Source organism: Pseudoalteromonas sp. SR41-8, from assembly GCF_014163915.1.
Taxonomy (GTDB): Bacteria; Pseudomonadota; Gammaproteobacteria; order Enterobacterales; family Alteromonadaceae; genus Pseudoalteromonas; species Pseudoalteromonas rhizosphaerae.
In genome coordinates, this window is sequence record NZ_JACJEE010000005.1 from 17,410 (window position 1) to 32,781 (window position 15,372).

12 protein-coding genes are annotated in these 15,372 nt (G+C 40.4%); 3 read left to right on the forward strand and 9 right to left on the reverse strand.

What is annotated here, in order from left to right:
* Nucleotides 1-2: 2 nt before the first annotated feature.
* A complete protein-coding gene (rppH, locus tag H5162_RS04990) occupies nucleotides 3-524 on the reverse strand; it encodes an RNA pyrophosphohydrolase (RefSeq protein ID WP_145240920.1) in 522 nt (173 codons plus the stop codon).
* Nucleotides 525-951: 427 nt separating this feature from the next.
* Here rppH and mutH point away from each other — a divergent pair, with 427 nt between their 5' ends.
* A complete protein-coding gene (mutH, locus tag H5162_RS04995; RefSeq protein ID WP_145240919.1) occupies nucleotides 952-1,623 on the forward strand; it encodes a DNA mismatch repair endonuclease MutH in 672 nt (223 codons plus the stop codon).
* Nucleotides 1,624-1,637: 14 nt separating this feature from the next.
* On the opposite strand, the gene H5162_RS05000 is transcribed toward mutH, so the two are convergent.
* From H5162_RS05000 to rlmD, 6 genes are all read right to left on the reverse strand, one after another.
* Nucleotides 1,638-2,612 carry a 2OG-Fe(II) oxygenase gene (locus H5162_RS05000; RefSeq protein WP_145240918.1) on the reverse strand — a complete coding sequence of 325 codons (975 nt, stop codon included), beginning with the start codon at nucleotides 2,610-2,612 and terminating at the stop codon, nucleotides 1,638-1,640.
* A 192-nt stretch (nucleotides 2,613-2,804) separates the two neighbouring features.
* Nucleotides 2,805-4,103, reverse strand: a complete 1,299-nt coding sequence (gene eno / locus H5162_RS05005; protein WP_145240917.1) for a phosphopyruvate hydratase — start codon at nucleotides 4,101-4,103, stop codon at nucleotides 2,805-2,807.
* Between the two features lie 111 nt (nucleotides 4,104-4,214).
* Nucleotides 4,215-5,849: a CTP synthase gene (locus H5162_RS05010; protein WP_145240916.1), complete on the reverse strand. Its 1,635-nt coding sequence runs from the start codon at nucleotides 5,847-5,849 to the stop codon at nucleotides 4,215-4,217.
* A 138-nt stretch (nucleotides 5,850-5,987) separates the two neighbouring features.
* Nucleotides 5,988-6,800 carry a nucleoside triphosphate pyrophosphohydrolase gene (gene mazG, locus H5162_RS05015; RefSeq protein WP_145240915.1) on the reverse strand — a complete coding sequence of 271 codons (813 nt, stop codon included), beginning with the start codon at nucleotides 6,798-6,800 and terminating at the stop codon, nucleotides 5,988-5,990.
* Between the two features lie 8 nt (nucleotides 6,801-6,808).
* Nucleotides 6,809-8,965 carry a GTP diphosphokinase gene (gene relA / locus H5162_RS05020; RefSeq protein ID WP_182777847.1) on the reverse strand — a complete coding sequence of 719 codons (2,157 nt, stop codon included), beginning with the start codon at nucleotides 8,963-8,965 and terminating at the stop codon, nucleotides 6,809-6,811.
* 8 nt (nucleotides 8,966-8,973) lie between these two features.
* A complete protein-coding gene (rlmD, locus tag H5162_RS05025; protein ID WP_145240912.1) occupies nucleotides 8,974-10,299 on the reverse strand; it encodes a 23S rRNA (uracil(1939)-C(5))-methyltransferase RlmD in 1,326 nt (441 codons plus the stop codon).
* A gap of 98 nt (nucleotides 10,300-10,397) precedes the next feature.
* Here rlmD and barA point away from each other — a divergent pair, with 98 nt between their 5' ends.
* A complete protein-coding gene (gene barA / locus H5162_RS05030; RefSeq protein ID WP_145240910.1) occupies nucleotides 10,398-13,163 on the forward strand; it encodes a two-component sensor histidine kinase BarA in 2,766 nt (921 codons plus the stop codon).
* Here the strand turns inward: barA and H5162_RS05035 are convergent.
* Nucleotides 13,160-14,089, reverse strand: a complete 930-nt coding sequence (locus tag H5162_RS05035) for a hypothetical protein (protein WP_182777849.1) — start codon at nucleotides 14,087-14,089, stop codon at nucleotides 13,160-13,162. The genes barA and H5162_RS05035 overlap by 4 nt on opposite strands.
* A gap of 127 nt (nucleotides 14,090-14,216) precedes the next feature.
* Here H5162_RS05035 and H5162_RS05040 point away from each other — a divergent pair, with 127 nt between their 5' ends.
* Complete coding sequence (locus H5162_RS05040) at nucleotides 14,217-14,684, forward strand: YcxB family protein (protein ID WP_145240906.1); 468 nt, start codon at nucleotides 14,217-14,219, stop codon at nucleotides 14,682-14,684.
* A 26-nt stretch (nucleotides 14,685-14,710) separates the two neighbouring features.
* Here H5162_RS05040 and csrA read toward each other — a convergent pair whose 3' ends face one another.
* Nucleotides 14,711-14,902, reverse strand: coding sequence for a carbon storage regulator CsrA (csrA, locus tag H5162_RS05045; protein WP_004587515.1), 192 nt, complete (start codon nucleotides 14,900-14,902; stop codon nucleotides 14,711-14,713).
* Nucleotides 14,903-15,372 lie beyond the last annotated feature (470 nt).

Below are 15,372 nucleotides of genomic sequence, written 5' to 3' on the forward strand. Positions count from 1 at the left end.
TATTATTTACCTTTATGGCGCCAAGTATCTTTGGACTGTTCACGTTTATTAAAAGGCATCGCAAAGGGTGCGAATTCTTTCATAACACGGCGATAAACATCGCGTTTAAACGATACAACTTGCCTTACCGGATACCAATAACTTACCCACCGCCAATCATCAAATTCCGGATGATGTGTTTTTAGTAAGTTGACGTCTTCGTCTTTACAACGCAGTTTCAATAAAAACCATTTTTGCTTTTGCCCAATACACACCGGACTGGAGTCTCGGCGGATCAAACGCTTGGGCAATTTATAACGTAACCAATGTTTTGAACTTGCGACAATTTCTACATCTTCAGGACGCAAGCCGACTTCTTCGTGTAATTCACGAAACATGGTCTGCTCTGCTGTTTCGCCACTATCAACACCACCTTGAGGAAACTGCCAAGAATGCTGACCATAACGTCTGGCCCAAAAGACCTGTCCCTGATTATTGCAAATTACAATTCCGACATTGGCACGAAAACCTTCGGCATCAATCACCTTAGTGCCTCATTTGTAAGTCGATTTTTAATGATTGTTCCACATTACCTGCAATACGGCAAACAATATTCAGAGTTTTACGCATCTTACTCACAGCTTGTGCATAACTTTAGTTTATACAGCTCATTTTGCAAACAAATCCACAATAACAGATCCAATAACTTGCCTTTTCCACAGTTTCTGTGGATAACATTGTTCATAGTTATGTATTTATCCCAACAAGTTTTCAACACAGCTTAAAGGCTTTGCAAATTTAACAGTTAAAAACCATTAAATTCAATACATTAAGCTTAAAGTCAGCAAGTTTCACCTTGCCTAAAAACACAGCAAACTATCACTGAACAAAAAACACCCAAACGCAAAGATATCCACGGTTAAACTCTTTTGCTATCATGAGTAGTGAATTTATACAACCAAATAACTCGCTATGAAACCGATAAAACCACATTCAATCAATGAATTAATGCAACGTGTTAGCAACATTTCAGGGCTGACATTAGGCCAATTAGCAAGTCATTATCAGTTTAAAACACCTGAGCATTTATTAAAGGAAAAAGGCTGGACGGGACAATTGATTGAATATGCATTAGGTGCAACGGCAGGTTCCAAACCAACCCCTGATTTTGAAGAGCTCGGGATTGAACTTAAAACGTTACCAATCTCATATAAAGGCAAACCATTAGAGACCACTTTTGTGTCTGTGACACCGTTATTGAATGTCACAGGTATGACATGGCAGCAAAGTAATGTGCGTAAAAAACTCAATCATGTCTTGTGGCTACCCATTCTAGGCGAGCGAGACATTGTGCCATTTGATAGGACCATTGGCAGTGGCTTTTTATGGCAACCCTCCGCTGAGCAAGATGCGCAGTTACAGCGAGACTGGGAAGAGCAAATGGAGTTGATTGCACTGGGACGTATTGATGAGATCTCAGGGCATTTAGGGGATGCGATGCAAATTCGCCCAAAAGCAGCTAACAGCAGAATAGTCACCGATGCAATCGGTCCAAACGGGCAAATTATTAAAACCCTACCCCGTGGTTTTTATTTAAAAACCAGCTTTACAGGGCAGATTTTGAAGCAGCAATTTCAGCTGTGATCATCCGTTAAATGTTAATCTTTATGCCATATAGATGCGCGTAGCCAAAATGGCTTCTCTCGCATCCACAGCGTACATATCCATTTTTCCCCCGATAACACTGGTTTACCGCTATGTACTGACTTTTTGTCCACTTTATTATCAAACATATTATTGAACTTAATAATTTGCCCTTGTTTAGCTTTTACGCTTATATTCCAATCTTTAAAGGCCGTTTCTCCGCCGCCAAACCCCTCATTTAAATTAATAATACGTGTACGTTGCCTTTGCCCGAAAAAATTTAGCTCATTTTTAGCATCTTCGTTTGAGGGAGTTATAAAATCATAGTGCCACTTATATTGTTGGCCTTTAACATAACGGTAAACCACCATAGGTTCAGCATAAGCTAAATCAGTATAGTCATCAGAGCACATGAGGCGCTGTAGTATAGCAACCGAAATATCACCTACAGGTAATTGCGTTATAAGTTGCTCGTTATCCCTAATATCTGCAACTCTCTGTCTAGTAGACGCCTCTGCATAGACAGCAGCTAAACTTAAACTCTTCGCAGCAAACTTAATTATCTCGTTGGCCAATTCTTCCGTTAGCATACTTTCTATTATCGTCACGGGTGTTGATTGCCCACTAGATTGAGGCACTGCTGGGGTAATTAAGCTAGACCACAAATTTATCAAATCAGGTTCTGCATATTGCCTTATAACATTAGGCATACTCGATAAATGCTTTGCAAAACTATCAACTGTATCATGGTTAACTATTCTCTTTGGCCAAAAATGAGTCAATATCTGAAGCGCTTTAATTTCATGGTGCTTAGCTAAACACAAAACAATTGCGAGTTCTTGTGGACAGCTTGAGCATGACACAACATGACATAACCAATGATAGACAAATTCGGAATCTGTAAGAGCAAAATCTAAAATTCTTTGTTGTGGTGGGAGCTCACCATGATACTTTGCATTAAGTAGATGAGTAATCTTGTTATTTTTCATAATCTGCTAACTGTTATTTTTTTACACCAATAAAATAACAATTAAACAACAAAAAAAGAACCTTAAACCCCTATTAAATTTAAACTTTACACACCTACAACCTTATTGCATAAAATATCATCTAATAAAACAAAAAAATCCCCGCATTTGCGAGGATTTTTCAAAAGTTTAAATCAGCTTCTTATAAAAGAATTACTGACCTTTAACTTCTTTAAGACCATTAAAAGGTGCTTTAGCGCCTAATTGCTCTTCAATACGTAGCAATTGGTTGTACTTAGCTACACGATCAGAACGGCTCAATGAACCTGTTTTGATTTGACCAGCTGCAGTACCCACTGCTAAATCAGCAATCGTTGAATCTTCAGTTTCGCCTGAGCGATGAGAAATAACAGCAGTGAAACCAGCGTCTTTAGCCATTTTGATTGCAGCTAACGTTTCAGTTAGTGAACCAATTTGGTTAAACTTGATTAAGATTGAGTTAGCAATACCGTTGTCGATACCACGCTTTAAGATCTTAGTGTTTGTAACGAATAAATCGTCACCAACTAATTGGATCTTATCGCCAAGTAATTTTGTTTGGTGTGCAAAGCCGTCCCAATCAGACTCATCAAGGCCATCTTCGATAGACACGATTGGGTACTGTTCAGTTAGATCTTTTAAGAAGTAGTTAAACTCTTCTGACGTGAATTTTTTACCTTCGCCTTTAAGGTCGTAGATATTTGCTTCTTTGTCGTAAAACTCAGACGCAGCACAATCAAGTGCTAGAGTAATGTCTTTGCCTAACTCGTAGCCTGCATTAGCAACAGCAACTTTAATTGCTGCAAGTGCCGCTTCGTTAGAGGCAAGGTTTGGTGCAAAACCACCTTCATCACCCACTGCGGTTGAATGACCATCAGCTTTAAGTACTTTGGCAAGGCTGTGGAATATTTCTGCACCCATGCGAAGCGCTTCACGGAAGTTGGCAGCGCCAACTGGCTGGATCATGAATTCTTGAATATCAACTGAGTTATCAGCATGCTCACCACCATTGATGATGTTCATCATTGGTAACGGCATAGAATAAACACCTGGTGTACCGTTTAAGTCAGCAATGTGCTCATAAAGCTCTACTTTTTTAGATTGTGCAGCAGCTTTTGCAGTTGCTAATGACACTGCTAAGATTGCATTTGCACCTAGTTTTTCTTTATTTTCGGTACCATCTAAATCTAGCATTACTTGGTCAACAGTGCTTTGCTCTAGTGCATTTTGGCCAGCTAAGGCTGTCGCGATTTCATTATTAATAAAACCAACCGCTTTTAATACACCTTTACCTAAGTAACGTGCTTTATCACCATCACGTAATTCTAGTGCTTCGCGAGTACCTGTTGATGCTCCTGATGGTGCAGCAGCGCGGCCCCATGAACCGTCAGCTAAATGAACATCAGCTTCTACAGTTGGGTTACCACGCGAATCCATAATTTCGCGACCGATCACTTTTACGATATTTGACATCTTGATTCCTCTTTTCCCAAAATGGTGAGTCTACTCCGACTTTATTAATTTTCCTTAATGCCGTCGGCTTTGAAAACAAATAAGCCGTGCATAGTGCACGGCTTATTCACATTATGATGACGCTTTTTGATGAATATGCGCAGCGGCAACAAACCCTTCAAATAGCGGATGACCATCACGCGGTGTTGAGGTGAATTCCGGGTGGAATTGAGCCGCAATAAACCACGGGTGATCTTTATTCTCGATGATTTCAACTAGCTTTTTATCTTCCGATAAACCTGTGAAACTCAAGCCAGCTTTTTCAAGCTGTTCAACAAAATTATTGTTTACTTCGTAACGATGACGATGACGTTCAACAATCTCATCACTACCATATACTTCACGTACTTTTGAGCCTGGTGTTAAATGACATTTTTGTGCGCCTAAACGCATAGTGCCACCTAAATCAGATTTTTCGCTACGTGTTTCAATGTTGCCTTCCGCATCTAACCATTCAGTGATCAAACCAACCACAGGGCTTGACGAGTTAGCATTAAACTCGGTTGAGTTTGCATCTAATAAGCCTGCAACATTACGTGCATACTCAATTAGCGCAACTTGCATACCTAAACAGATACCAAGGTAAGGTACTTTATTTTCACGGGCATATTTTGCCGCTAAAATTTTACCTTCAACACCGCGACCACCAAAACCACCAGGAACTAAAATAGCATCAAGGTTAGCTAGTAACTCAGTACCTTTACTTTCAACATCTTGTGAATCAACATATTGAATGTTTACTGTTAAACGATTTTTAAGACCTGCATGTTTAAGTGCTTCGTTTACAGATTTATAGGCATCAGGTAGTTCAATGTATTTACCAACCATACCGATAGTCACTTCACCCGTTGGGTTTGACTCTTGGTATAACACTTGTTCCCACTCAACTAAATCAGCTTCAGGGCAATCAAGATGGAAGCGACGACATACAAAGTTATCAAGCTCTTGCGATTTTAATAGCGCAGGAATTTTATAAATGCTGTCTACATCTGGTAATGAAATAACCGCTTTTTCTTCAACGTTAGTGAAAAGAGCAATCTTTGCACGTTCGTTATTTGGTAATTTACGATCTGAACGACAGATAAGAATATCTGGTTGAATACCAATCGAGCGTAACTCTTTAACAGAATGCTGTGTTGGTTTGGTTTTCACTTCACCCGCAGGGCCTAAGAATGGCACTAACGTTAAGTGAATAAACAATGCGCGCTCACGGCCAATCTCTGTGCCAAGCTGACGAATTGCTTCTAAGAATGGTTGTGACTCAATATCACCAACCGTTCCACCAATTTCAACGAGTGCCACATCATGGCCTTCAGCACCGTCATAAACACGTTGCTTAATATCGTTGGTAATATGTGGAATAACCTGAATTGTTGCACCAAGGTACTCACCACGACGCTCACGACGCAGCACATCTTCATATACACGACCTTGTGTGAAGTTGTTACGGCTTGTCATTTTGGTACGGATGAAACGTTCATAGTGACCTAAATCAAGATCGGTTTCAGCGCCGTCTTCGGTGACAAATACTTCACCATGTTGAATTGGGCTCATTGTGCCTGGGTCAACGTTGATATAAGGATCCAGCTTTAAAATGGTAACATTTAAACCACGGGCCTCTAAAATAGCTGCCAACGATGCTGCTGCAATACCTTTACCCAACGAGGAAACAACCCCGCCGGTAACGAAGATAAATTTTGTACTCATGCGAACCCTAGAATATCAGGAATTAAAAGGAAAAATATAGAATCAAGACGGGGCGAAATTATAGCAAAGGCACTGCCATCAATCCAGCGAAAGTTAGTAATTCTCTGCACAAAAAACGCACTCAGCGTTTCGTATTATTTACTGCTGCTTTTTTATCGCATCCCATGCGGCATCCATTTCAGCAAGGGTTGCTGTATCAAGCGATTGCCCACGCTCACATAAATAGGCTTGTACTTTTTCAAATCGCGCTGAAAACTTATCGTTGGCACTACGTAATAATTGCTCTGGGTCACGTTTAATATGCCGTGCTACATTAACTGTAGCAAACAATAAATCGCCGATTTCTTCTGCGCTGTGTGCTGAAAATGGATCAACGGCTAACGCTTCTTTTACTTCATCAACTTCTTCAGCCACTTTATCTAATGCACCATGATAACTAGGCCAATCAAAGCCTAATCCTGCAACCCGCTGCTGAATTTTTTTGGCTTTACTCAAACTAGGCAGATTTGCAGGTATATCTTGCCATAATGTGTTGCTCTGCGGTTCAGCTTTTGCTGCCCGCTCCTGTGCTTTTATAGTTTGCCACTGCTCACTGAGTTGTTGTTCAGTCAGCCCTTGCTGATCGGCAAATACATGTGGATGGCGACGCACTAACTTATTATTTAGCCCAGCCATTACATCATTAAAATCAAATAACCCTTGCTCTTGTGCCAATTGCGCATAAAAAATCACTTGAAAGAGTAAATCACCCAGTTCATTTTTAAGCTCACCGAAATCACCTTTTTCAATGCAATCGGCTACCTCGTATGCTTCTTCTAAGGTATGCGGTACGATGGATGTAAAGTCTTGCTTTAAATCCCACGGGCAGCCTGTTGCTGGATCACGTAATTTAGCCATAATGGCTAATAACTCAGTTAAGGTATTCGTCGAGGTATTAGTTGTCTGGTTCATTTACATTCCTAATGACTACGTTTTGCTTCATGCACGCCTTCGATTTGATCTAATTTTGATAGTAATCGATTGATACTTGATAAATCATGTACTTCCACTTGCATGGTAAACAACGCTAATTGGCGGTCGTCTACGGTTTCCATATTCATATTCAGCACATTAACTTTTTCATTGGCCAGTACCGAACTAATATCACGTATAAGCCCAGCTCTGTCACTTGCTTCAATTTTAATACACAGAGCATAAGAGCCGTTAATTTCGTCTGACCAACTAACCGCAATAACACGCTCAGGATGTTGTGTTCTTAGATTATTAAAAGAATCACAATCAGTCCTATGCACACCTATGCCACGCCCTTGCGTGATATAACCGATTATTGACTCACCAGGAACTGGGCGGCAACATTTAGCCACATGGCTCATTAAACTACCAACCCCATCAACCACGATACCATTTTTATCACCGCTGATTTTAGTCGGGTTCTTAAAGCGGATGACGGGCTCGTCATCAGAGCGATCCGTGATAAAATTCAGCAACTGATTTAAACGCACATCGCCGGCGCCAATCGCAACCATTAAGTCATCTAACTCTTTAAAGTTATAGCGAATAATAGCCGGCTCTAAGTTTTTGTAGGTCAAATCGAGCTTTTGCAATTCGTTATCTAGAATTTCTTTACCAGCACTGAGATTTTTATCGCGATCGAGTTGTTTAAACCAGTGGTGTATTTTCGCTCTCGCGCGGGATGATTTAATATATCCCAGTGATGGATTTAACCAATCGCGGCTAGGATTAGGTTGTTTTTGGGTTAAAATTTCAACCTGATCGCCAGTGTGTAATTGATGGGTAAAAGGCACAATTTTGCCAAATACTTTTGCACCAATACAACGATGACCGACATTTGAGTGAATATAATAAGCAAAATCCAGTGGTGTTGCGCCCAGCGGTAAATCAAAAATATCGCCACGAGGGGTGAAAATATACACCCGATCTTCGACCACTTGATTTTTTAGCTCTTCGGCTAAATCGCTGCCATCAACCACTTCTTCTTGCCATTGCAATAATTTACGCAACCAGCTAATTTTTTGCTCATACCCAGAACCACGCCCAGGTAACGCCCCTTCTTTATACATCCAGTGCGCAGCGACTCCGAGCTCAGCATCTTGGTGCATCGCGTGGGTACGAATTTGGATTTCAACCGTTTTGCCTTCTGGGCCAAATACTACGGTATGAATAGATTGATAACCATTTTGTTTAGGGGTGGCAATATAATCATCAAATTCTTTATTTAGATGGCGCCAATTGGTGTGTACGATCCCCAGCGCACCGTAACAATCTTGCAATTCATCCACCACAATACGCATGGCGCGAATATCAAATAACTGGTCAAACTCGTAATTCTTTTGCGCCATTTTTTTGTAAATACTGTAGATATGTTTTGGCCGACCATATACCTCGCCTTTAATACCTGCTTGAGCCAGTTTAGTTTTAACTTGCTCAACCATATCTACCATATAAGCTTCGCGACCTAGGCGCTTATCATCCAATTGCTTGGCAATATTTTTATACACATCAGGGTGCAAATAGCGAAACGATAGATCTTCCAGCTCCCACTTTAATTGCCCAATCCCTAACCGGTTAGCAAGTGGCGCAAAGATATCAGCGGTTTCTTTTGCAGCAATCACCCGCTCTTCTTCGTTGGCGTTTTTAACCTCTCGTAAATGACATACCTGCTCAGCAAGTTTAATAACCACAGCGCGCACATCTTCAACCATCGCCAATAACATACGGCGTATATTATCAACTTGAACGGTGCCAGTACCTTGATGAGCCAAAGTGCTAATAGTAGCCATTTGTGCAACACCCGTTAGCAGAGTTGCCACATGGCTCCCCATCACATCGCTTACTGTATCGATGTCGATTAGATTAGCCAAAAAACTCGGCGTAATATATGCGGTAGCGAGGGTGTCTGCATCGAGATTCATTTCCACCAAAATTTCGACCATTTCCATGGCAATATTTTGTTGCTGATGATTATGCAGTTCAGCGCAAAGGGTATTCGCTTTACTTAATAGTTCGCGCTTTTCTTGCGTTAAGTTAAGTAAACCAAGTCGTGTGCTAAAATCACCCGGTTTGTCGTGTTGGTGTGATTGCCGAGTAGCTACCATAATGCGCTCTACCTCCGTTGAAATAACGCCATCGTTTCGATATGCCCCGTGTGTGGAAACATATTCATTAGCCCTATTTTTTCAAGTGAAAATGCAGCTTGCGTAATAATTGCGCTGTCACGGGCTAAAGTAACAGGGTCGCAAGATACATATAAAATCGTTTTAAATTGCTTCAGAGGCAGTTGCTCTAAAATAGCTAAGGCACCGGTACGTGAAGGGTCCAGTACTAATACATTCAACTCTTTACTAAACCACGGAGCTTGCTGCATTGTTTGTGTTAAATCAAAACAATGAAAATGAGCATTGGCTATATGGTTAGTTTGCGCATTTTGCGCCGCCATTGCAACCGCAGAAGCCACTCCTTCAACACCAATTACACTTTTTGCGTTGTTTGCCAGCGCTAAAGCGAAGTTACCAATCCCACAAAATAGGTCTAGTACCTGTTCGTCCCCTTTTAAATTCAGCCAGTCAACCGCTTGAGAAAGCATAGCTTGATTTACCTGCGCATTGACTTGAATAAAGTTTTCCAGCCCAAACGTAAATTTTAGTCCAAGTTCAGGTAAGCTATAAAACGGCATAGGTAAATGGCTGTGATTAATTTGCTGAGTATCTCCTTGCCATATTATTTGCCACTGATGGTCAAGCCCCTGCTGCTCAACAGTTGCTTTTAGCTTATCACTGATGCTTTTAGTGTGGCGGATCACCACAAAATTTTGCTCATCTGCTTGGCATAATTGTATATGGCTAACACTGCGAAGTTCGCCATATTGGTTTAATAACTGATCAAAAACAGTAAAAATTGCGGCAAAATCGTCACTCAGTACTGCACACTGCTGCACACTGACAATTTGTTTAGAACCTTGCGCGCGATAACCAACCCGCATTTTTTTTGCGGTTTTATCAAACATCACCGCTAACCGCGCACTGCGACGGTAGTGCGTCGGCTCGCTCAATAACGGGGCTTGCCAGTTCATTGCATCAAGCTTGGCAAACTTTGAAAACAGCTGGCTCACCGCCACTTGCTTTTCAACTAATTGTTGATCAAGTCGCAAATGCTGTAATTGGCAACCACCACATTGTTGATAATGTTCGCAAAACGGTTTAACCCGTGCTTCACTGGCCTGCTCAACTTTTATCGTTTTAGCCGCGCTATAACGAGCTTTATCTTCGGTTAGTTTGGCCTTAACCGTTTCACCTGTCAGTGCACCGCTAACAAAGCACACTTTATTATTATGCTTGGCAATCCCCCGACCTTGATGATCCATTCCTGAAATGGCTAAAGTTAACGACTGCCCAGAAAGGGTTTTCTTTTTTGCTTGGAAAAACTGCGCCATCGGGCAACACCTTAAATATTGATTCTACGAGGGTGATTGATTACTAGCTTATAAGTATATACTCTTTAACTAACTAATAATGATAACAACGTTCACTTATGACTAAACTTGGTTTGCGCGACTCAGTTTTAACGCTAACACTTATTCCCACAGTGATTATCGGATTACTACTTGGCGGCTATTTTACAATAAATCGTTACATTGAGCTTGATGAAATTTTATATCAGCAAGGTGCGACTATCTCAGAGCCACTGTCGATTGCCATTGAGCAGCCATTATTAGCAAAAAATAAACAGCTACTAAACCGTTTGATCAGCCATGCGCATAATAAACACTCTCCAGCAATTAAAACCATCGCAATTTTTGACGAGCATAATGAACTGGTATTAACCAGTAACTATCACCGTGACTTTGATGATCTACTGCACAATGAATACTTGCAAGCAGGAAAAAACACCAAGGTACTGCCCAGCGATCACCTAATTACATTTTTTACGCCGATCATCAATCACTCAACGCCAGACGCTCAATGGAATAATGCAGCGTTTCAAACATCTCTTGGCACTGTGGTGATTCAGCTCAACAAAGACCAAGCGATTATTGGTCAGCAACAAGCATTATTAGTCAGCGGTATCGTGATTATTTTAGCCTTAGTGTTAGCGGCTATTTTAGCCATCAGGCTTAGCCATATGTTTATGACCCCATTAAATAAGTTAGTACTGGCTACTGACAAATTAATCGAAGGGAAAAGAGAAACCGGCCTAACCGCTCCGATGATGGGCGAGTTTGAGTTATTACGCCAAGGGCTAAACACCATTTCTGATACTATGGTGATGCAAAAAGATGAAATGCAGAAGCACATCGATCAGGCAACCAGTGACTTGCGCGAGTCGTTAGAATTATACGAAACACAGAATATTCAGCTCAGTATTGCTAAAACCGATGCCCAAGACGCCAACCGCGTAAAATCGGACTTTTTAGCGAAAATGAGTCACGAATTACGCACACCACTCAATGGTGTCATTGGCTTTACTCGTCAATTACATAAAACACCACTTAATAAACACCAAAAAGATTACCTCGATACCATCGAACTATCAGCCAATAGTTTAATGACTATCATCAGCGATATTTTAGATTTTTCAAAGCTTGAAGCAGGCGCTATGGAACTTGAGTCCATTCAATTTCAACTACGAGACACAATAAACGAAGTACTTACACTACTGGCACCTAGTGCGCATGAAAAACAATTAGAGCTATCGATTTATATCAACTCACTAGTGCCTGACAACATAACAGGTGATCCAACCAGGTTTAAGCAAGTCCTGATCAACTTGATTAGTAATGCAATTAAGTTTACTGAAAAAGGCTCAATTAAAATTGATGTTGGCCATCGTTTACTTGATGAAGAACGTACCTCAGTGTTAGTGTCAGTAACCGATACTGGCGTTGGCATTCCAATGGATAAACAAGATGCTTTGTTCACTCCTTTTGGCCAAGCTGATTCAAGCATTACCCGTAAATTTGGTGGCACAGGCCTTGGCTTAATTATTACCAAGCACATAGTTGAAACCATGGGTGGCCGTATTACTTTAAACTCAGCGCCGGGTAATGGTACCTGCTTTACTTTTAATGGCGTATTTAGACTACCAAGCCATATTTATAATAGCGACTTGCCAAGTAAATCTCTCGCAAATAAACGTATTTTATACCTAGAACCCCATGAACATACCCATCATGCAGTGCTATCTTTACTCACCGAGTGGCAAACAAAGGTCACAGCGTGCTTTGATCAAGAAACTTTTTTACAAGAGTTAAATAAAGAGTTTAATTACGATATTTGTATTATCGGCCATGTTGCCGCAGTTGACGAAATGCAACGCTTAAAAAGCTATATCAAAGCAGTCCGTGAATCGACTGACTATCTGTATTTAATGCTTAATTCGGTATCGCACAATATGCGCGAAGCTTATATTGGCTGTGGTGCAGATGCGTGTTTAAGTAAACCGCTCAACCATCGCAAGCTCTGTGAAGTGCTTGCAGCACCTTATCGACTCGATCATCCCGTGCATAATATTGAAGAAAATGACGAGAAATTATTACCACTAAAAGTATTAGTCGTTGATGATAATGATGCCAATTTAAAGTTAATTTGTACTTTACTAGAAGAGCAAATTGAAACTATTGATACCGCTCATAATGGCTCACAAGCCTATAGTTTGAGCAAAAGCCATAAATACGACATTATTTTTATGGATATTCAAATGCCAATTATGGACGGTATTACCGCCTGTAAACTGATCCTAGAATCATCCTTAAACGAAGATACTCCTATTATTGCTGTCACAGCGCATGCCTTAGCGGGCGAAAAAGAGCAACTTATTACCGATGGTTTTAAAGGCTATTTAACTAAACCTATTGATGAAGATATGTTGAAACAGATTATTAGTGATCATAGCCCGCAATCACCGCTGCGCCGTGACAAAAGCCGTAATGACCTGATTGCTAGTGAGCCTCCTTTTGTTAGCTCATCACTAGATTGGCCATTAGCACTGCAACGTGCCGGCGGTAAAAACGAACTGGCGCTTGAAATGCTTAATATGTTGTTACTCAGTGTGCCAGAAACTCTGCGATTACTTGAAGAAGCGACCGCCAGCCAAGATTGCGAACATGTGCTAAGTATTATTCATAAATTTCATGGTGCTTGCTGCTACACTGGTGTACCCAAGCTAAAAACACTTGCTGAAGCACTGGAAACCGCGTTAAAAGGCGATTGTGATTTAAGTTATATTGAGCCAGAGCTTTTTGAGCTGCAAGACGAACTTGAAAACTTGATGACAGATGCCGGCTTAGCCGAAAATTAACGGCAGATCCGCTTGAGTGGTTTACCACTTTTTAAACTGTTGATCTGCCAAGTTACATCTGTATCTTGTTGCACCAAACTCACTTTGGCAATGTCACTAAACATAAAATCACCGGGTACATTGAGCCGCGTTAAATTTTCGGATAATGGTTGCTGACAATAAGGGCCTGTATCACCGTGGATCACTAATACCGGCTTTTTTACTGTGTTTGCAAATTCCGCCAAAGCATCGCGATACACTTTAAAACCATCACACTGTTCTGGCTGAGTTTTACTGCATGCCGGTTGTGCTGTTCGATGGGTGTAAATATCTGCCTGAAAAGCAATCACATAACCTTTGGCTGCTGGATTTGCTTGCGCTAACCAGTTAAGGTTGTGGGCGTCTCTTGTGTCAGCTTGTTGATAAGCAAGTTGTTTATCACTTTTTAACACCTCTCGACGGCCATTGTGGGTGCCTGCAATATGCAGCGTGATAAACTCTACATCAGCAAGGCGCCAACGCGCATTTTCGTGCATGCTAGGCTGTTGCTGAAAATCAACTAAGGTATTGGCTTTTTCAAGGTATTTATCATCAAACATCAAGGTTTTTAAATATACCAGGCGCTCTAATTCATCATAACGAGGAATTAAATTTTTTCGGTCGCAATCAGCCCATTCATTGTCACCGGGGGTGTAAATAAATGGCTGCGTAGTTAAAGAGGTAAGTAACTGTTTATTCTTCTCAAGCAACTCATTTTTACAAGGCTCAGAACCGGATTTCATATCGCCAACATGGATCAAAAAAGCATGCTCAGTCGTTTTTATTTTTTTACCCAAAGCCCCTGTTGGCGCTAAATTCATTTCATCAATTGGAGTATATGGCATATCCCCCATCACCAAAAACGCATTACTGGACAGCGCCCAAGTCAAACCAATTAAACTAAACATCACCATCCCCTGTCACGCATATAGATCTTAAGCCCTCATAGTAACAAACAAATGAACATTTAAAAGAACGGCTTTTTGCGACTAAGCTTGCTAAAATAACCGCACAGTAATTCTAAATTTGTAAATCATGTCATTTAGTACCACTTATACATTAGATAAACCCTACTTTTACGAATGTTTTGATGAGTCTCTGCCTTACAGCGCACAAGCAAAGCCGAAATATGTTTTTTTAGTCTTATTGGTTAGTTTAGGACTTACAGCTATTTATTGGTTAGAAAAACACTATTTAGGAAATTTCTTGATCATGGCCGCAGTACTTGAATGTGTTGCTTTTTATTATCGCAGGCCTTGGTGGGTAACGCGGCAGATGCTTAGTCGAGCATCAGGCTCTGAGGCAACTTTAACTATTGATGAAAGCGGTTTTAAAAGCGAAAACCCACATAAAAGCTATCAGCTAGCATGGCAAGATATCGATGAAGTAATTTTTACTGTTCGCGGTATTATTTTAAAAAGTCGTCGCGGCATGCAGTACGTTTCAAACAGCGTACTGAGTGATGAGATTATTGAATACATAAAAAAAAGAGCCACTAAATAGTGGCTCTTTCATATCAATTAAATTGATTAAGCATTGCCCGGATTCGGGTTAGACTTTTCAGCTTGAATACGCATGTAAATTTCTTCACGGTGTACCGAAACGTCTTTAGGTGCATTAACACCAATACGTACTTGATTTCCTTTAACACCTAGTACAGTGACAGTTACTTCGTCACCAATCATTAGGGTTTCACCTACTCGACGAGTTAGTATTAGCATTCTCTTGCTCCCGTATTCCAATAAATTAAAAGATTCCGCGTCTGTATATTAAAGAAAATAAGCCTTAATAGTAAGTAAAAACTCTAAATCGATTCATTTTCTGTTAAAAAAACTCTTTATAATGCGCCTATTGCCAATTCTAAGTATGTTTCATCTATTCAAACTAATATTTTAATATCAGATCTTGATACGTGTTTACGTTAATGTATAAAAACAAACTTACTACACTAGGATATGATTTCATACTCACTGCCTCAATGGCGACTTTAGCAACTGAGCAACCAACAGAAATCTCTTTACTGTTAATATAATGGTGGCTGTCATCTAATACTTCAAGTAGTTACTAAAATCTTTTCTGTGCACTATAACGGTAGTCGATATAAGCATAGCCTATTTTTTCAAAGTTATGATTAATCTTAACTATTTGGATGCAGTTATCGAGAAAAAGTTTCAATAAAAATTAGTTTTAT